Consider the following 17,621-nt stretch of genomic DNA (forward strand, 5'->3'; position numbering starts at 1 on the left):
ATTTTGCTTGAATTTTTCAGGAAAGCACCTCATTGAGTTTTTCTTCAAATGCGTCACTTACGCGGCTTCTATTCTCTATGATTTCTGTGTTTGTGAAAGTCAGGATTCCCCGAGGTTCATCAAGGTTCAATTTTTCTTTGAATGCCCCTATCGCCCCTCTGCTGCGCCCTTCGATTTCAAAGTAAACAGTCGTTTCTGTTTCACCCTGCAGAATGTACACTTCGAGCTCGTCCAGTTTCCTGCTGTATCTTCCATGGACGGGAGTGAACTCGTACTGCTGCACAAAGGTCTTTTTTATTTTTACCCAGGCCGGTGTTTTTTGGCTTTCCATCTGCCTGAACTTAAAGCCGATTACTTTGATGGCATCAATCAGGTTTACGTGAACGGGTGAAGGGTCTACAGAAATTTCATCTCTATCTCTCGGGTCAATCGCATTCCTAATATCAATACCAGTTTCAATCCAGACTTTTGGAACATTCTTTTGAGTTTCAGGATCAACCATCGTTATTGGTGTGTCCAGTGGAACCTGAAAGGAGAATGGGATATTCAGCTTCTGGCCTTCAGAAATCGGTAATGGCTCATTAAGTTTGTGAGTCATCACAATTCCAGGGGAAAGGCGGTCGCTGCCTTCATGCCCGTATAAAGTCATGAGCTTGAGGTAAATCGACTCCACCCGCTGATTAGTACTGCCGCCTTTTATTTCAATAATTCCTTCAAAGCTTTCACCTTGCTGAATATATGAGCTTTTCAGCTTTGTATCGACTCTAGCAGAGCCGAGACCAAAACTTGCAATCACTTTATTAAACATTGACATGTTCGTTTCTCCTCTCGGTTTTGATAGTTTTATAGTAGCATAAAAGAGAAAGTTCTCTCTTCTAACTTGCCATTTACATATTAGTACCTCCGAATATATTAATTAAGAATCTCTTGGCCAAAGTCCTCAGCTTGTTTTGGTTCAATTCCTTCTATTATTTAACAGGTCTTTCATGGTGACTGGTTTCTTTTCAATAAATGAATCTAATGTGTTATTTGTAAAGATATAATAGGGCTTAACATTCATTTCCTAGGGCCGTCTGGTTCTAAGACTTGTTAAGGCTGTTCGGGTATCTGTGTTGGTTGGATCATTTGAATCCACTTCTCCTAGTTGAGGGGAGTGGTTTGAGAATTCCCGGGAAGATAACTATTTTACTCGGCGCGTGATGAAACATGAGTAGCGGTTTTTCAAAGGAGACGTGTATTCCAAAAGTAAGATACCTATGCTCCGGCTATCAAATATAATAATAAACTCCTCCCTTGACATAAAAAGCAACCTTTATTACAATGTGTGTAACCGGTTACATAGAACGACGGTTTTTATTTATAGGTTGTATGTAACCGGTTACATAAAAAAGGAAGACAGAAAGGTGAGAAAGCATGGCGACAATTTCAGAGGTGGCGAAGCGGGCAGGTGTATCGGTTGCGACGGTATCACGCGTGATTAACAATAAAGGATATGTTCATGAGGATACGCGCAAGTCTGTTGCCAATGCGATTAAGCAGCTCGGATACAAGCCGAATAGTGTGGCCAGAAGCCTTTCGCAGAAGACTTCCAAGATGATTTGTTTTTTGATTCCTGATATTACGAACCCGTTCTTTCCTCAGTTGGTGAGGGCGGTGGAGGATGTCATGTATCCGGCTGGTTACTCGACGATTTTATTCAACAGTGATGAGCAGCTGGAGCATGAGCTGGAGTATATTGAAGGGATGACTTCAAAGTATATAGATGGTTTTATTATTGTTTCGAACACGCTTAAGTGGGAGCATTTGTCAGCTTTGAATGTGCCGGTGGTGGCGCTGGACCGTTTTATCGATGACCGGATTCCTTCTGTTGCTGTTGATAACTATGAAGGAGCACGGAAGGCATTGGAATATATGATCGAGAGGGGATGCCGAAACATTGCGCACCTTGAAGGTCCGAGGCATGTCATCACGTCCGGGGAAAGAAAGCGGGCGTATCAGGATGTCATGAAGGAGAATAACCTTCCCATCACGCTTCAGCAGGGTCACTATGAACTAGAAAAAGGCATGGTGAGTACGATGGAACTGCTTGAGTCGAACCGAAGCATCGATGCCATTTTTGCTGGGAATGATGTGATGGCGATTGGTGCTTTGAAAGCTGCCGGGAAGCTGGGCATCAAAGTGCCGGAAGAAGTGTCAATCATGGGATTCGATGGGATGGAATGGGGCACGACGGTTTTGCCGGAGCTGACGACGATGCAGCAGCCGATATATGAAATAGGAAAAAAAGCGGCCGAGATGCTGTTAGCAAGAATACAGGGATTGCCATTAGAAAGAGAACACTATGTACTGAAGGCAGCGCTGGAGGTACGGAAATCAGTGAGATAAGAGGTGAGCGGAATGATTATAGTGGTTGGAAGCTTGAACATGGATCTCGTAACGTCGGTTGAACGCTTTCCGAAGAAAGGGGAAACCTTGACGGGGACTTCTTTTGCCACCATTTTCGGTGGGAAAGGCGCAAACCAGGCGGTCGCTGCTGCAAGGGTGGAGAGAGAAGTTCATATGGTCGGCCGGGTCGGGGATGACCCATTCGGCCAGGAGTATTTGCAGTATTTAAGTAAAGAAGGGTTAAAAACTGAAAATGTGGAACCGGTTACACATCAAGTTACCGGGACGGCTTCGATTACGGTTGCGGAGCAGGACAATACGATTGTGATCGTGCCGGGGGCTAATGAAAGCATGACAGCGGATGAGGTGGAAGCTTCAAGAGAGGTCATTGAGCGTTCCGATGTTGTGATTGTCCAGCTGGAGATTCCGATTCCGGCAGTGGAACGGGCGATTGAGATTGCAAAAGCTTCAGGAGCGATTGTTATTTTAAATCCAGCACCCTACCAGGAGATTCCTTCAGAATGGTGGGAAAAAATCGATTATGTCACGCCAAATGAGCATGAAGCAGCGGAAATGAGAAAGAGCACTGAGTTTTCTCCTGACTACGAAAGCAAGCTGATTGTCACGATGGGCGGCAGTGGTGCTTCCTATTGTGTGAACGGAGAACGGAAATTGGTGGCGGCCCCTAAGGTGGAAGTTAAGGATACGACCGGAGCCGGCGATACCTTCAACGGTGTACTGGGAGCGGGGCTCGATCAAGGCTTCTCTCTTGAGGAAGCGATCCGGCAGGCAGTTGCGGCGGCAAGCCTTTCGGTGACGAAGTTCGGAGCGCAGACCGGGATGCCGACGAAAGAAGAGCTTGACGAGTTTCTGAAAAGGGGGGCATCCTCATGATGAAAAATGCACCGTTAAACAGTGAAATTGCAAAAGTACTTGCGGATCTGGGCCATACAGATACCATCGTGATTGCAGACTGCGGCCTTCCGGTACCGGATGGAGTGAGGAAAATCGATTTGGCTGTGAAACTAGGCACTCCGGGCTTTAAGGAAGTTATGGAAGTCGTTGAACACTGCATGGAAGTAGAGCGTGTGACAGTGGCAGCTGAGATGGCAACGCACAATACGGAATTGCTCCAAGGGATTACCGGAACATACGGTGACATCCACACGATTTCCCATGAAGCATTCAAAACTTTAACTAAAGAAGCAAAAGCGGTCATCCGTACCGGAGAGGCGACACCGTACGCCAACATAATCCTGCATGCGGGGGTGATTTTTTGAAAACCGAACCTATTGTAACCATGACCAATATTCAGAAGTCATTTGGACCGGTACATGTTTTAAAAGGAGTCAATTTCGATCTGGTCCCAGGCGAGATTCACGCTTTGATGGGGGAAAACGGAGCCGGAAAATCGACCATGATGAAAATCCTGACCGGGATCTACGATAAAGATGAAGGTGAAATCACCTACAAAGGAGAGCCGGTTCAATTTAAAAACCCGAAGGAAGCGGAAAAGCTTGGCATCGGAGTCATTCATCAGGAGTTGAATATCCTGCCGAATCTGACGGTCGCGGAAAATTTCTTTCTTGGAAAAGAAAAGACATATGGAAAATCCGGCGTGATTAAGATTAAAGAAATGAACAAGGAGGCAGAGTCCTGGCTGATGGAACTGGGCATCAAGCTGGATCCGCAAAAACCTGCTTCTTCGTGCTCAGTCGGCCAGCAGCAAATGATTGAGATTGCCCGGGCTGTTTCTGTAAAAAGCGATGTGCTCATCATGGATGAACCGACAGCGGCTTTAACGAGCAAAGAGATCGATGTTCTTTTCAATGTGATGAACGGGCTTAGAGAGAGGGGCGTAGCCATTGTTTATATTTCTCACCGGATGGAAGAAATCTTTAAAATGTGTGACCGCATCACGGTTCTGAGGGATGGCGCGTCAATCGGCACCAGGATCATTAAGGAAACGGATTTTCCTGAAGTCGTAAAAATGATGGTTGGGCGCGAGCTTGGCGATCAATTTCCGGAACGCAAAGTAAAGCCTGGAAAAGAGAGGCTGGTCGTGAAAGGTGTCTCTACCAAAACAGGAGTGAAGCAGGCTGATTTTACAGTGCATGAAGGTGAAATACTCGGTATTGCAGGCCTTATGGGAGCCGGCCGGACAGAATTGATGAGGGCTGTCTTCGGAGCGGACAAGCGGACATCAGGAGAAATCATCCTCGATGGCAAGCCGATAAAAGGCAGCAACCCTAAACGGGCGATTGAGGCAGGAATTGCTTTCGTAACGGAAGACCGGAAAGGAGAGGGACTTATTTTAAACCAGACGGTGCGGGAAAACCTCGCGGCCGCCCAGTTGAATAAGCTCTCCAAATGGAGTGTTTTGAATAATAAAATGGAACGGCAATCGGCTGAGGAATTGATCCAGCGCCTTCGGATAAAGACTTCTGGAACCGAGCAGGCAGCTCAATCATTGAGCGGCGGGAACCAGCAGAAGATTGTTATAGGGAAATGGCTTGCAACAGACCCGCAGGTGCTCATTCTGGATGAGCCAACACGGGGTGTCGACGTTGGTGCCAAAAAAGAAATCTACGGAATTATGAATGCGCTTACCGAAAAAGGTGTTTCCATTATCATGGTGTCCTCGGAGCTTCCTGAAGTTATGGGGATGTCGGATCGAATTCTCGTCATGCATGAGGGAAAAGTGACGGCATTGCTCGACCGGAATGAAGCGACGCAGGAAACGATCATGACAGCAGCAACGGGAGGAGAGTAAATATGAAAAATAAAGAGATGCTCCAGAAACTTGGTCCGTTATTGGGACTGGTTGTAATCGTGATTATATTATCCATCCTAAGCCCAAGTTTCTTTGAACTTAATAATATTCTAAATATCTTACGCCAGGTTTCCATCAATGCTCTGATTGCGTTTGGAATGACCTATATCATTTTGACAGGCGGTATCGACTTATCGGTCGGTTCGATGCTGGCGCTTGGCTCGGCCATAACCGCCGGCGCGATGGCATCAGGGATGGATCCTATCCTGGCCATGCTTCTCGGATTGCTGGCGGGTGCTGCAATGGGTGCCTTTAACGGATTGATCATCACGAAAGGGCGGGTGGCTCCGTTTATCGCGACCCTTGCGACCATGACGATTTTTAGAGGGCTGACGCTTGTGTACACGAATGGACGTCCAATTACAGGACTGTCTGACTCATTTTCTTTTCAAATGATTGGTAAAGGATACCTGTTTGGCATTCCTTTCCCGGTCATCACCATGTTCTTCTCGTTTGCTGTCCTATGGTTCATTTTAAAAAGAACGACCTTTGGACGCGGGGTATACTCTGTGGGAGGAAATGAAGAGGCTTCCCGTCTGGCGGGTCTCGGAGTGGATAAAATCAAAATGGGTGTCTATACGCTGACAGGGATGCTGAGTGTTCTGGCAGGAATCATTTTAACGTCCCGATTGAACTCAGCGCAGCCGACTGCAGGTACCGCTTATGAGTTGGATGCAATCGCAGCGGTTGTCCTTGGTGGTACAAGCCTGACCGGCGGACGGGGCTGGATATTCGGCACATTAGTCGGAGCCCTGATCATCGGAGTTTTGAATAATGGATTGAACTTAATGAACGTATCTTCGTTTTACCAACAAGTGGTCAAAGGCGGAGTGATCCTGCTGGCTGTTCTGCTGGATCGTAAGAAATCCGCATGACATATATAAACCAAACAAAGGGAGAGTGGACTTAAGATGAAGAAAAATTAGTACTGGTTTTACTACTGGCAATGTCAATGATCATGGCAGCATGTTCTTTAGAATCTCCAACAAACAATAACTCATCAGATAATGAGGGTGACAGCGGCGGCGACACCAGTGATCAAACAATCGGATTCTCAATCTCGACGATGAATAACCCGTTCTTCGTGACACTGGCAGAAGGTGCTGAAGCGCAGGCAGAAGAACTGGGAATGGACATCACTGTGGTAGACGCGCAGGACGATCCATCCAAACAGGCGAGTGACATAGAAGATTTGATTCAACAGGATGTTGATATCATCCTCGTAAATCCTACTGATTCAGCAGCGGTTGCATCTGCGATTGAATCAGCGAATAATGCCGATATTCCTGTAATCACGGTTGACCGAAGTGCTGAAAGTGGAGAAGTGATTGCACATATCGCATCTGATAACGCTGAAGGCGGTAAAATGGCAGGTAACTTTATTGTTGAAGAACTTGGCGGATCAGGAAATGTTGTTGAACTTGAAGGGATTTCTGGATCATCAGCTGCACGTGAACGAGGCGAAGGCTTTAACGAGGCTGTCGATGAAAGCGATATTGAAGTCGTTGCCAACCAAACAGCGAATTTTGACCGTTCAGAAGGTTTGACGGTAATGGAAAACATCATACAAAGCGGGGCCGAGTTTGATGCAGTATTCGCCCACAACGATGAAATGGCGCTGGGAGCACTTGAAGCGCTAGCATCTGCCGGCATGGATGATGTAATGGTTGTCGGATTTGATGCAACGGACGATGCAGTAGCCTCAGTGGAAAATGGCGAAATGGGTGCAACCGTGGCTCAGAAGCCGGACGAAATTGGTAATCAGGCAGTAGAAACGGCTCAAGCAGTATTAGATGGGGAAGAAGTGGAAGAGTTTGTTCCGGTTGAGCTTGAGTTGATTACGGAATAAAAGGGTTGACCGTTGAGGGGCTTGTCCTTCGCTTCAGCCATTGTCGTTTAAGGAGAGTTAACCTCTTAGTTGAGGTTGGCTCTTTTTTTATTATGAAGAGGGTTTTGTTTTGATGGTGTGGGGAGGGTTGTGTGTCAGGCGGGGGCGGTGAGTATGTGAGTGGAGGGTTTGGGAGGAAATGTGTATCTTCTCGGGCCCGGGGATACATGAGTTGAGTGTTTTGAGTGGAGATGTGTATCCACTCGGGCCCGGCAGGTACATGAGTTGAAGTTTTGGAGTGGAGATGTGTATCCACTCGGGCTCGGTAGGTACATGAGTTGAGGTATTTGTGAGGAGATATGTATCCACTCGGGCCCGGTGGGTACATGAGTTGAGATTTTGGAGTGGAGATATGTATCCACTCGGGCCCGGTAGGTACATGAGTTTAGGTATTTGTGAGGAGATATGTAACTACTCGTGCCTGGTGGATGAGTTGAGTGTTTTGAGTGGAGATGTGTATCCACTCGGGCCCGGTGGGTACATGAGTTGCAGTTTTGGAGTGGAGATGTGTATCCACTCGGGCTCGGTAGGTACATGAGTTGAGGTATTTGTGAGAAGATATGTATCCACTCGGGCCCGGTGGGTACATGAGTTGAGTGTTTTGAGTGGAGATGTGTACCCACTCGTGCCCGGTGGGTACATGAGTTGAGTGTTTTGAGTGGAGATGTGTACCCAGGAGAGAACACGACTAACTAAAAGAATTACCTGGAGGTTTACCAAAAAAAGCATTTTAAAGTTTCGGTAAAGCAAGAAGGCATTCTTATGCTATAATATATGTGAAACAATTCACAATCATTATGGAAAGAGAGGTGTCTCTATGACATCAAAATTAAAACCAGCCCTGTATTCCAGCTTAATACTTTCTGCCGGGGTTTTTGTGTTAGGTCTTATAGATGGAGCCTTTTTGTTATCTTTTATCGTTTTGTTTTATGCACTGGCAGGGAATTTTTTATATGGAATACCTGTTTCTCTTCTTTCTGAATTTTTTACTAAGAAGCTCGACAAAGGAAGGTTCTTTGCTGCGGCGGCAATACATATCTTATTCGGATTTGTTACGGTGTTTGTGATTGAAGGGCTGGCTGCTTTTGCGGTTGTGAGTGCGGTCTTGTTTTTTGTGGTGGATGAATGGCGAAAGAGCAGAGGTCAGGGGATTCAGAGCAAAAGGGCAGTTTTTGTGAAGGCGGTATCTGTTCTGGTGCTTGCTTCCATGGCTGTTGGGGGGCTTCCTATTTATGAAGAGATGACGAAGGAAGAGACAAATTTCACCTATCTTATTCCGGATGGTTTTGAAGGTTCCGTTGTGGTCTTCCATAATGTTTCCGGCCAGCCGCAGCTTGATGATGAAGGGGATTACTCTGTTGTGCCGGTGGAGGTTGAGACGCTGCCCAGCTTGGAAGGCACAGATTTGGAGAAGTATGGATTGGCACAAACATCGACTGAAAACCGTGGTGGATTGGTGACCGACCGGTATTATTATGTGGATGATGACGGAAACCGAACGAAGATTAATTCATATTGTATACATCATGGAAGCGGCGGTGCTTTTTCAGAAGATGGCGGTGAAGAAATTCAATTTAACGCTTTCCAAATCACAACCAGCCAGTGCGGTGAGGATTTTCTTTTGCACGGAAGTGATCTTTATGGAACACAGAGCCGGGAAGTGATGAACTATTGGAGAGGGTTTAATGAGGGAAGAGAAACCCCATGATTCTCTTCCCCGTTATAGCTCCCTTGAACTCTCACCTGATTCCAGAATAATGATCGGCCCTTCGACTCCGCCTATGAAGGAATCCAACTCTTCAGGTACCTCAATCGTTGTTTCGATATGAATCTTTTTCACGTCATTTGCTTTTATTTCAGCATGATAAGGTGCATCCCGATTCAATAGAGGGATTGGATGATAGTTGTTTTCTTCCTCGAAACTGAATGTGAATTCGACGTCTTCCCTTCCCCTGTTTTCCAGAGTCAATTCGCAGTCCGCCGTCATGAATCTCCTGTTATCCCAATCTGGTACATCAAACATACAGACACTATCTTCGGCAATATATTCAATTTTATAGATTCCTTTTGCCATGTAGTTTTGAAAAATATCCACTGCCAAAGCGGGGGAGGCCAGCACAAATACAAAACTGAGCGCTACCAGAAGCAATTGAAATTTTTTCAGTGCGAACCACAGGACGGTTACACTTGCCATCATTAATACATGAGAAAGAATGATAAGGTGAAACTCTAAATTAATATGCCTCGTTAAAATCATATTCATCTCTTGGGCTTCAACGTTTCCAAATGGAAACCTTAATAAGAATGAAATGAGAAATAGAACAAAAGAAACGGCCAATAATAAGGGTGACTTAATCATTTTTTACCTCCAACCTTGTTGTTGATGCAGTTTAAAAGGGAAATCAAACCCCGATCATAAAGAATAAACCTACCGAATATCTGAAAATGACATAGGAAAGGGTCATGGCGATGACTAAATGCAGACCCCACAGCCGGCGGATGAAGTTTAATAGAATGATATCTAGAATGATTAAAATCACGGGCAGTAAAAAAACAGCGAAAAAGAAATAGAAATGGCTGAATATACCCATTACGATTGATGCGGATACAAGCAGAGGGAAAATTATATGTAGCGAGTAGAGTATGGATAAATTGAGTTTTCGTCTCATGAGTTCACCTCAAATAAAAAAGAAGCATTCGGCTTCCTTTTAATAATCTATGAAATATATAATTCTATTGTAACATAGCAAGGATGAACAGCCGCACTGCAGAAAGGGACAAGGTTGACTTCTATGCTATTACTTCGAAAAAAAACCACTGTTGCTCTCTCATCAACAGTGGTTTTCTTATTAATAGAATCTCTTGAATCCATCAAAATGGGATTTCCAGTAGGAATTATCCAAACTGGAAATCATTACCCCGTCATCTCCGGCATGGATGAACTGGTTGCCACCCAGGTAGATTCCCAGATGAGAAATTCCCTTTTTATATGTATTTTCAAAAAAGACTAAATCACCGACAGCAGGTTTGTTCACATAATAGGAACGGTTGTAATAGCCGCCGCTAGAAGTTCTGCTTGACTTCAATCCAGCTTGGTTATAAACATAGTGTATAAATCCGCTGCAGTCAAAGCTTCCAACAGTTGATCCACCCCAAACATATGGTGTACCGATATGAGATTTTGCTTCTTCGATAAGCTTTACAACATCGAATGCTTTCGAAGAGGCAGGAGGGGTTGTTACAACACCCGACTTAACTGTCAATTTCTGTCCGACAAAAATCATATCACTTTTTAAACCATTCCACTCTTTCAGTTGTGATACTGAGACTCCATATGAACGTCCGATGACAGAAAGAGAATCGCCAGATTGAATGGTATAAGTCTTTTCAGCACTGCTCTCTTTTGGAGGAGCAGGTAAACTTGGAGCAGGTGGCGGTGGGGCAGGATTTACTGGCGGAACTACTGCAGGGCCCTGAACAGTGCCCTTCCCAACTATCAACTTTTGCCCTGGATAGATTAGGTGACCACTGAGATTATTGAGTGCTTTCAATTCTGCAATTGTAATAGAGTGTTTGTTGGCAATTCCAATCAGCGTATCCCCGGAAATGATTGTGTACTTCTTATCTATGACTGGAAGAGGAACTACTTCCTGCTCTGGTGGAGCGGATGGGATTTCTTGGTTGCTGATTTTAAGTACCTGTTTTGGATAAATGACATCAGAAGTCAACCCGTTTATTTCTTTAACCTTGTTGATCGATGTGCCGTATTTTTTGGCAATGGACCATAATGAATCTCCACTGGCAACAGTATGGGAACTAGCCTCTGCGGCAGCACCATACGCAGTAGAAATAACAGCGGTAGCGGCGACAGTAAATAACACCTTTTTCACATTATTTCCCCTTTTGTCATAATATAGTATTCTTTAGGAGTATTTTATCACGCTTCTTATTAAAAAGGGGAATTTGTTTGCATATTCTATTATTCTTTTAAGTATCTTTAATTGTTGAGCACACTTTACAACCAAATGAATACAAAATGATACATAAAATGGATATTATTGTGTTTTTTTAACTCCTCTGTGTTTATACCTAGAGGTTTTCAAGTAAAAAACTAGTTCAGAAAGTGTATTGATGAGGGAGGGAGTGAATATGCTAACGCGAAGAAAGACAAGCTTATTTTAAGGGGAACTATACTTACTTTGCACAGAATTCTAATTCTGCTGAAAAGTGGATAAGTAAAAGCGATCTTAATATGAAAGATCGCTTTAAAACATGTATAAATAGAATAAGTGCTAATGACTAGGCGCTAAAACGGTTTGTTTCGCTAGTAGATTTAATGGATTGAAGCGCTTCGTTCATTTTGAATAGTAAAATAAGCAGTTCACAATAAATTCTTGTAAAAAGCGGTCCTAAAATAAGCGTCATTAAACCTGTGAAAACCATAAAACCTCCACCGTAAGGATTTGCTGCTCCAGAAATCATCATGATTAATCCGAATATAACCGATAAACCGACACCGGCCCAAAAGATTACTTTAATGATAGCTGGAGTAATCATCTTGTTAAAGTTTATATATTGATTCACAAAGACACACCTCCTTATAAGGAATAAAATAACTTTTTAATGTTACCATAGACCTATTTAAATTATCAAGGTGTCATAGTAAGTTATTTTGTTGCAAAGGAAAGGTACTTTTGATTGATTAAGTATAATAGCCTTCATCTATCTTCAAAGCTTTTCCCATTAATAAGCAATCGTTTTGTATTTCTTCACAGGTAAGATTATGTGCTTACCCCAAGACAAAGGTCCGCCAAAATAGGGTTCCCGCATTAAAGGTAAATGATTTGTAAAAATTAACAAATTTTCAAATAGTTTGTAGAAATATGGTTTTTATATAGTATAATAGACCTGTAATTTAATTTTATTGTCGAAAGGATGTTGTGTTTTCCTGTGAACAAGAAAGATGTCATTACTAAAAGTACGATTGCTCTGCTGCCTGCTTTTCATAAAACTTATCGGACTGAACTGGTTTTGGAGTCCGGGGAAAGGATCATGAGTACTAAATCAGTGAGGCAGCTGCTGGATGAAGCCTGCTTGGTCAGGGGATCTTCCTATGACGGGCGGATCAAGTCAGTTAGAAACCAATTGAACTATAATCGAAAAACACCTCTGATGATCTGTCAGCATGATCACATTTTTGCTTTCCCAACCGTGTCCCCCTCACACTATACCTGCATCTGGTTATTCACACACCACATACATACTTTCACACATGAAAAGGGTAAGACCGCCGTCATCTTTAAGAATGGACTCGAGCTGGAAGTGCCTTGTTCCGTAGCTATTCTTATTAGGCAGCGGGAAAAGACGCTTGCTGCGATGTATCATTTTATGCTTCCTAAGAGATGAAAACGCCATTAATAGTAGAGGGCAGCCTATAAAAAGAAGGACGTTATTTCCTGCTTCCAGCAGGAATAACGTCCTTATACTTATATCTCCACTTGATTACCGTCCTGATATTGAGAACGCAGCTCGACTTTCAATATCTTTCCGGATGGGTTGCGCGGCAGTTCTTTTACAAAGTCGACGGACTTCGGTTTCTTGTAGCTTGCGATTTTTCCTTCGCAATACGTAATGACATCCTCTTGTGTCAAGACGGCTTCTTCCCTTGGAACCACTACGGCTTTAACCGATTCTCCCCAAACCGGGTCGGGAACGCCAATGACGGCCACATCCAAAATGTCCGGGTGGGAGTACAGGGCTTCTTCAATTTCCCTCGGATAGATGTTAACCCCTCCGCTGATCAGCATGTCCTTTTTACGATCAACAATGTAGTAGTAACCTTCTTCATCCTGTAATGCCATATCACCGACCGTAAAATAACCGTCCCTGAAGGAAGCTTCGTTTGCCTCCGGATTTTTATAGTATTCATCGAGCAGATAGGGGGCTTTAATGTAAAGTTCTCCGATTTCTCCGGTTTTTACAGGATTTTTTTCTTCGTCTACTATCATGCATTCCACAAGAGGGAATGGCTGTCCTACGCAGCGGTCTTTTCTCCGGATGTCCTTTGGCTTGATATTAAGGGTAATCGCGCTTTCTGTCGAGCCGTAAAATTCATGAAGATCAACATCTGGGAAAAAATTCAGGACATCAAGCTTCGTTTGAGTAGGGAGTGCGGACCCGGCGGAAATTAATACCCTCATGGAACTGATATCATATCTATCCTTGGTTTCTTGGTTTAAATTCACAAGGAAGTTAAACATGGTCGGTGCCATGAACGCATTGGTTGCCTTGTGCCTTTCCACCTCTGCCAGGAATTGCTCGGGATCGAAAGACTCTTGAATGATGAGTGTGCCGCCCGCAATCAACTGCATCATCAGGAAGATCCAGGGTGCGGCGTGATAAATCGGACCGGGAACAATATGGATATCAGACTCATCAATTTTATATTCGTAAGCAGCGGCCATCCCCGTCAACATCCGTGAGCGGTGAGAAATGACGACTCCTTTCGGTTTGCCGGTAGTACCGGAAGTGTAGCCGAGGTAGAGGGTATCCGTTTCCTCTATCTTGATTTCAGGTTCTTGGGTGGATCCCCGTTCAAGGAATGAATCATAATTGATGATGCTTTCAGAAGAGCTTACCCCAACAGCAATCACATCGTCCAGAGTACTTAACTGAGGTGAAATTTTTTGAATTTCTTCTGAATATTCCTCTGTGGTGATAAAGGCGCGGCTTTCTGAATTTGTAACGATGTATTCAATCTCGGAACCTACTAGTCTGTAATTGATCGGAACAATGATGACTCCGATTTTGGAAAGAGCGGTGATGATTTCAATATAAGCGGAGTGATTCTTCATCATGACCGACACTTTGTCGCCTTTCTTATAACCTTTTGAAAGGAAAGCGTTTGCAAGTTGGTTCGCACGACTGTTCAATTCGTGGTAAGACCAGTTCTTATTTTTAAAAATAATGGCAGTTTTGTCACGGAATTTATCTGCATTCTGTTTCATGATTGAGCTGAAAGTCAGCACAACAGCACATCCTTTAAATGATTGTAGAAGTATAATACGATTGTACAAAATATTCTGTTTATTAACAAGGGAAAGGGTCTTTATATTAACTAGGCGCATTTTGCTGTCGAATAGTCTGATAAGAAGGGGTTAAAGGAGAATTAAAGGGAAAAGTTTATTTTTGTTTTATTGTCGAAACATTATGATAATTTACCCAGAGGGATTTCCCTTCGGCTGTTTAATATTAACTAGTGGAGAGATTCCACTGTTTTGCGCGAACGGCACACATTGGAATTTCTGCTTAATAACTGGGAGAGAGGAAGGATAAGTAGATGAGCAGAATTTTTTCAAAAGTATCATTGAGTCTCATTGCGTTTGTACTGTTGATGTCAGTCTTCAGTATGGGGGCATCTGCACAAGGAGGTAACGGTTCGGGCACCGTGATGACGGAGCTGCCGGCAGCTGAGATTTTTGGGGATATGGAATTGTCCTCAACCCGTCCGACTTCGGTAATTGTTGAGCTTCAAGAAGAGTCTATAGTGGAAGCGAAACAGAAGGGAAAAAAGAAAACAAAGAATGGATTGAAGGCTGAGAGGGGAAAAGTAATTCAATCGGTAGAGAAAGCTGTTAAAAAAGCAAAAGTGAATAGAGAATATGATTATGTATTTTCAGGTTTCTCTGTTGAACTGCCTGCCAATGAGATTATGAAACTATCAGCAATTCCCGGGATAAAAGCAATTTACCCGAATGTTCACTATACAGTGGATTCTACTACGGTGGAGGCGTTTCCAGGAGAAGCGTTCCAACCGGAAATGATGAACAGTGCCCCATTCATCGGATCAAATGAGGCATGGGAAACAGGTTTTACCGGTGAAGGAGTCACAGTGGCTGTTATCGACACTGGTGTGGACTATACTCACCCTGACCTGGCACATGCTTTCGGAAATTATAAAGGATATGATTTTGTAGATAATGACAATGATCCGCAGGAGGGTGCTGGTCAATATCACGGTACTCATGTATCGGGAACAGTTGCTGCGAATGGAGCAATCAAAGGTGTGGCACCGGAAGCGACATTATTAGGATATCGTGTACTGGGCCCTGAGGGAGGCAGCACAGAAGATGTAGTTGCCGGTATTGAAAAAGCCGTCCTGGACGGTGCAGATGTAATGAACTTATCTTTAGGAAACACATTGAACAACCCTGACTGGGCAACTTCCATTGCATTGGATTGGGCTATGGCAGAAGGGGTAGTGGCGGTTACTTCCAATGGTAACGCTGGTCCTAATAACTGGACGGTAGGGTCTCCAGGTACGTCCCGTGAAGCGGTATCAGTGGGTGCTACCCAGCTGCCGTATGATTTTTATGAAGCGGCTTTGAAGACAGGAAATGTTTCTTACGAGAGCGCTTCTGTTATGGGATATCCATCAGCAGATGCTTTGGAAGGTCTAAATGGACAAGAGAATACATTGGTGGATGTAGGCCTTGGTGGTCCTGCAGATTTTGCCGGTAAGAATGTAAATGGAAAGATCGCGTTGATCAGCCGCGGCGCATTCGCGTTTGTTGATAAAGTGAATAACGCTAAGGCGGCCGGTGCAGTTGGTGTAGTTATTTATAATAACGTTGGAGCTGCAGCCGATATTCCAGAGGTGCCGGGATTGGCTTTGCCGACGATCAAGTTATCGATACAGGATGGCCAGGAGATTACAGCTGAAGTTGCGAAAGGAAACAACACTGCAGCATTTGAGACAGGTTTTGTGGCAGAGATTGATGAAACAATGGCCAGCTTTTCTTCACGCGGTCCAGTGACTCTTTCCTGGATGATCAAACCGGATGTTTCCGCACCTGGTGTGGATATCGTCAGCACTTATCCAGGCGGAGGCTACACATCCTTACAGGGTACAAGCATGGCTTCACCTCATGTGGCCGGAGCTGCGGCAATCCTTCTGCAAAAAAATCCATCTTGGGGAGCGGACGATGTGAAAGCAGCATTGATGAACACGGCTGCAGATGTCATTGACCCAGTGGATAAAACCAACCCTGATGACGACACATCCTATGCTCACAATGCGCAAGGAGCGGGAAGTATTCGTATTATGGACGCGTTAAATACGAAAACTCTTATTGCACCTGGAAGCCATTCATTCGGCAAATTTGTGAAGGCAAAAGGGAAACAGGTTGAAAAGCAAAGCTTCGAAATTCAAAATCTATCAAACAAAAGACAGAGCTACAGCTTTGATGTTGAGTTTGAAGGAAATCCTTCAGGAATCAAAGTTATGATGAGCAAGAACCTGAAAGTACAGCCTGGAAAAACGCAAAAAGTGAATTTCAAGGTTCAGGTGGATGCCTCCAAGCTTGAGCCTGGATATTATGAAGGAACCATTGAAGTGAGTGATGGAAAAACTACACAGGATTTGCCGACTATCCTGTTTGTCGGAGAACCGGATTATCCTCGTGTAACTGGAGCCTTTTTGGACAAAACAGCAGAAGGCTATTATGTCGGTTCTTACTTGCCTGGCGGTGCTGAAGTTCTTGAGTACTACTTGTTCCAATTGGTGGATGGAAATATCGGACCTGCCATCGGTGAATTGGGAACATTTGAGAATGCGCCGACTCCGTACCATGAATTCTTATGGGACGGCAAAGCAGGGGGCGCTGACCTTCCGAACGGTGATTATGTACTCGGAGTATATGTTGAACAAGCAGGGGTAACGGAGTATAAAGCTTACCTGGTGACTAAAGAATAGAAGTGGGAGGGACATGATGTTGTGTCCCTTTTTATTTTTGTTTTAATGATTTAAGCTTTAAAGCTTTAAAGCGCTAAGAGGGGCTGTCCCTTTTAGTAGTATAAATGCTTTGGGGAAGGTGTTTATAAAGTGTGTGTTCGGTATTTTATGACGGAAGCTGATTTTAATAATTTTCTTTAGTTAGGACGTGTAATTATGGTTAATGAGATTACAATAAAATCACCTTCATTTTCAAAAAAATATAGTACAGAAGCAATAGACAATTATAAAGTGAGTTCTTGCTGCCGAACTTCTTAAGAAGCGTGAGAGGCACACTTAAAGATTCTACTTAGGGTGCGACTTGGATGAAGAGAATCCTGTTATTCTTGCTAATTGTATACTTGTGACGGGAGGATGTGGATTAAAGAACATAACTCTTTCTGACTTTTATGGAGAAGATCTTGAACAAGTAATGGAGATTACTATTGTTGATGGAAGCACGGGAAGGTCAATTAGTATTTCTGATGAAAACACAATATCTATTTTTATAGAAGAAACAAGGGAGATTAAGTTAATTGCCCTCAAGGATCAATCTGGAAGAGATGGGTTTCGGTTTTGGTTGCATTCTTAATAGAAGATGCAAAAACTATGTCCTTTGGGGACTCGCAGATCGAGGAGAATTATTATCGGACAGAGCCTGATATATATGAGATAGTTTAGGTATATGCTGGGAAAGAAGAGTAATTAGTGAGTTGGCAGCCGTTTAGGAGTAATGGTAGGAT

17 protein-coding genes are annotated in these 17,621 nt (G+C 43.9%); 10 read left to right on the forward strand and 7 right to left on the reverse strand.

Annotated elements, in window-relative coordinates; all coding sequences use genetic code 11:
- Positions 1 to 16: 16 nt before the first annotated feature.
- Both B9Z54_RS22620 and B9Z54_RS26785 read right to left on the reverse strand, forming a co-directional pair.
- Positions 17 to 814: a sporulation protein gene (locus B9Z54_RS22620; protein WP_113930604.1), complete on the reverse strand. Its 798-nt coding sequence runs from the start codon at positions 812 to 814 to the stop codon at positions 17 to 19.
- Between the two features lie 141 nt (positions 815 to 955).
- Positions 956 to 1,060 carry an HRDC domain-containing protein gene (locus B9Z54_RS26785; protein ID WP_113930605.1) on the reverse strand — a complete coding sequence of 35 codons (105 nt, stop codon included), beginning with the start codon at positions 1,058 to 1,060 and terminating at the stop codon, positions 956 to 958.
- Between the two features lie 353 nt (positions 1,061 to 1,413).
- Between B9Z54_RS26785 and B9Z54_RS22630 the strand changes: the two genes are divergently transcribed.
- From B9Z54_RS22630 to B9Z54_RS22660, 7 genes are all read left to right on the forward strand, one after another.
- Positions 1,414 to 2,385 (forward strand): LacI family DNA-binding transcriptional regulator, encoded by a 972-nt coding sequence (locus B9Z54_RS22630; protein WP_113930606.1) that lies wholly within the window; start codon positions 1,414 to 1,416, stop codon positions 2,383 to 2,385.
- 12 nt (positions 2,386 to 2,397) lie between these two features.
- Complete coding sequence (rbsK, locus tag B9Z54_RS22635) at positions 2,398 to 3,279, forward strand: ribokinase (RefSeq protein ID WP_113930607.1); 882 nt, start codon at positions 2,398 to 2,400, stop codon at positions 3,277 to 3,279.
- On the forward strand, positions 3,276 to 3,665 hold the full coding sequence (gene rbsD, locus B9Z54_RS22640) for a D-ribose pyranase (RefSeq protein WP_113930608.1): 390 nt from the start codon (positions 3,276 to 3,278) through the stop codon (positions 3,663 to 3,665). Before rbsK ends, rbsD begins: the two co-directional genes overlap by 4 nt.
- Before the next feature lie 20 nt (positions 3,666 to 3,685).
- Complete coding sequence (locus B9Z54_RS22645; RefSeq protein ID WP_113930827.1) at positions 3,686 to 5,158, forward strand: sugar ABC transporter ATP-binding protein; 1,473 nt, start codon at positions 3,686 to 3,688, stop codon at positions 5,156 to 5,158.
- A gap of 2 nt (positions 5,159 to 5,160) precedes the next feature.
- Positions 5,161 to 6,093, forward strand: coding sequence for an ABC transporter permease subunit (locus B9Z54_RS22650; RefSeq protein ID WP_113930609.1), 933 nt, complete (start codon positions 5,161 to 5,163; stop codon positions 6,091 to 6,093).
- 71 nt (positions 6,094 to 6,164) lie between these two features.
- Entirely contained in the window at positions 6,165 to 7,067 is a 903-nt protein-coding gene (gene rbsB, locus B9Z54_RS22655; protein WP_113930610.1) for a ribose ABC transporter substrate-binding protein RbsB, read from the forward strand.
- Between the two features lie 856 nt (positions 7,068 to 7,923).
- Positions 7,924 to 8,814 (forward strand): DUF6843 domain-containing protein, encoded by an 891-nt coding sequence (locus B9Z54_RS22660; RefSeq protein WP_113930611.1) that lies wholly within the window; start codon positions 7,924 to 7,926, stop codon positions 8,812 to 8,814.
- A 12-nt stretch (positions 8,815 to 8,826) separates the two neighbouring features.
- Here the strand turns inward: B9Z54_RS22660 and B9Z54_RS22665 are convergent, their stop codons facing one another.
- The 4 genes from B9Z54_RS22665 to B9Z54_RS22675 all read right to left on the reverse strand — a co-directional run bounded on the left by B9Z54_RS22665 (position 8,827) and on the right by B9Z54_RS22675 (position 11,690).
- Positions 8,827 to 9,465: a hypothetical protein gene (locus B9Z54_RS22665; RefSeq protein ID WP_113930612.1), complete on the reverse strand. Its 639-nt coding sequence runs from the start codon at positions 9,463 to 9,465 to the stop codon at positions 8,827 to 8,829.
- A 43-nt stretch (positions 9,466 to 9,508) separates the two neighbouring features.
- Positions 9,509 to 9,775, reverse strand: coding sequence for a hypothetical protein (locus tag B9Z54_RS25080; protein WP_162785334.1), 267 nt, complete (start codon positions 9,773 to 9,775; stop codon positions 9,509 to 9,511).
- A 180-nt stretch (positions 9,776 to 9,955) separates the two neighbouring features.
- Entirely contained in the window at positions 9,956 to 10,996 is a 1,041-nt protein-coding gene (locus B9Z54_RS22670; protein ID WP_113930613.1) for a C40 family peptidase, read from the reverse strand.
- Positions 10,997 to 11,405: 409 nt separating this feature from the next.
- Positions 11,406 to 11,690 (reverse strand): DUF4282 domain-containing protein, encoded by a 285-nt coding sequence (locus tag B9Z54_RS22675; protein ID WP_113930614.1) that lies wholly within the window; start codon positions 11,688 to 11,690, stop codon positions 11,406 to 11,408.
- 366 nt (positions 11,691 to 12,056) lie between these two features.
- On the opposite strand from B9Z54_RS22675, the gene B9Z54_RS22680 reads away from it, so the two are divergent.
- Complete coding sequence (locus B9Z54_RS22680; protein WP_162785335.1) at positions 12,057 to 12,512, forward strand: competence protein ComK; 456 nt, start codon at positions 12,057 to 12,059, stop codon at positions 12,510 to 12,512.
- Positions 12,513 to 12,592: 80 nt separating this feature from the next.
- Here B9Z54_RS22680 and B9Z54_RS22685 read toward each other — a convergent pair whose 3' ends face one another.
- Positions 12,593 to 14,233, reverse strand: a complete 1,641-nt coding sequence (locus tag B9Z54_RS22685; RefSeq protein WP_113930616.1) for a class I adenylate-forming enzyme family protein — start codon at positions 14,231 to 14,233, stop codon at positions 12,593 to 12,595.
- Positions 14,234 to 14,445: 212 nt separating this feature from the next.
- Between B9Z54_RS22685 and B9Z54_RS22690 the strand changes: the two genes are divergently transcribed.
- Positions 14,446 to 16,860 carry a S8 family serine peptidase gene (locus tag B9Z54_RS22690; RefSeq protein WP_240190066.1) on the forward strand — a complete coding sequence of 805 codons (2,415 nt, stop codon included), beginning with the start codon at positions 14,446 to 14,448 and terminating at the stop codon, positions 16,858 to 16,860.
- A gap of 340 nt (positions 16,861 to 17,200) precedes the next feature.
- The gene (locus B9Z54_RS22695; RefSeq protein WP_113930617.1) at positions 17,201 to 17,470 is read left to right on the forward strand and encodes a thioredoxin domain-containing protein; all 270 of its coding nucleotides are present in this window, start codon (positions 17,201 to 17,203) and stop codon (positions 17,468 to 17,470) included.
- The last annotated feature ends 151 nt before the right edge of the window (positions 17,471 to 17,621 follow it).

Origin of the sequence: Bacillus sp. P14.5, assembly GCF_003316765.1 — a bacterium.
In the GTDB taxonomy this organism is placed as follows: Bacteria; Bacillota; Bacilli; order Bacillales; family Bacillaceae_B; genus Rossellomorea.

Coding starts and splice junctions, on each gene's coding strand:
- B9Z54_RS22620 (WP_113930604.1), bottom strand. CDS start 814: ATGTCAATGTTTAATAAAGTGATTGCAAGTTTTGGTCTCGGCTCTGCT.
- B9Z54_RS26785 (WP_113930605.1), bottom strand. CDS start 1,060: ATGAATGTTAAGCCCTATTATATCTTTACAAATAACACATTAGATTCA.
- B9Z54_RS22630 (WP_113930606.1), top strand. CDS start 1,414: ATGGCGACAATTTCAGAGGTGGCGAAGCGGGCAGGTGTATCGGTTGCG.
- rbsK (WP_113930607.1), top strand. CDS start 2,398: ATGATTATAGTGGTTGGAAGCTTGAACATGGATCTCGTAACGTCGGTT.
- rbsD (WP_113930608.1), top strand. CDS start 3,276: ATGATGAAAAATGCACCGTTAAACAGTGAAATTGCAAAAGTACTTGCG.
- B9Z54_RS22645 (WP_113930827.1), top strand. CDS start 3,686: ATGACCAATATTCAGAAGTCATTTGGACCGGTACATGTTTTAAAAGGA.
- B9Z54_RS22650 (WP_113930609.1), top strand. CDS start 5,161: ATGAAAAATAAAGAGATGCTCCAGAAACTTGGTCCGTTATTGGGACTG.
- rbsB (WP_113930610.1), top strand. CDS start 6,165: ATGTCAATGATCATGGCAGCATGTTCTTTAGAATCTCCAACAAACAAT.
- B9Z54_RS22660 (WP_113930611.1), top strand. CDS start 7,924: ATGACATCAAAATTAAAACCAGCCCTGTATTCCAGCTTAATACTTTCT.
- B9Z54_RS22665 (WP_113930612.1), bottom strand. CDS start 9,465: ATGATTAAGTCACCCTTATTATTGGCCGTTTCTTTTGTTCTATTTCTC.
- B9Z54_RS25080 (WP_162785334.1), bottom strand. CDS start 9,775: ATGAGACGAAAACTCAATTTATCCATACTCTACTCGCTACATATAATT.
- B9Z54_RS22685 (WP_113930616.1), bottom strand. CDS start 14,233: ATGCGCCTAGTTAATATAAAGACCCTTTCCCTTGTTAATAAACAGAAT.
- B9Z54_RS22690 (WP_240190066.1), top strand. CDS start 14,446: ATGAGCAGAATTTTTTCAAAAGTATCATTGAGTCTCATTGCGTTTGTA.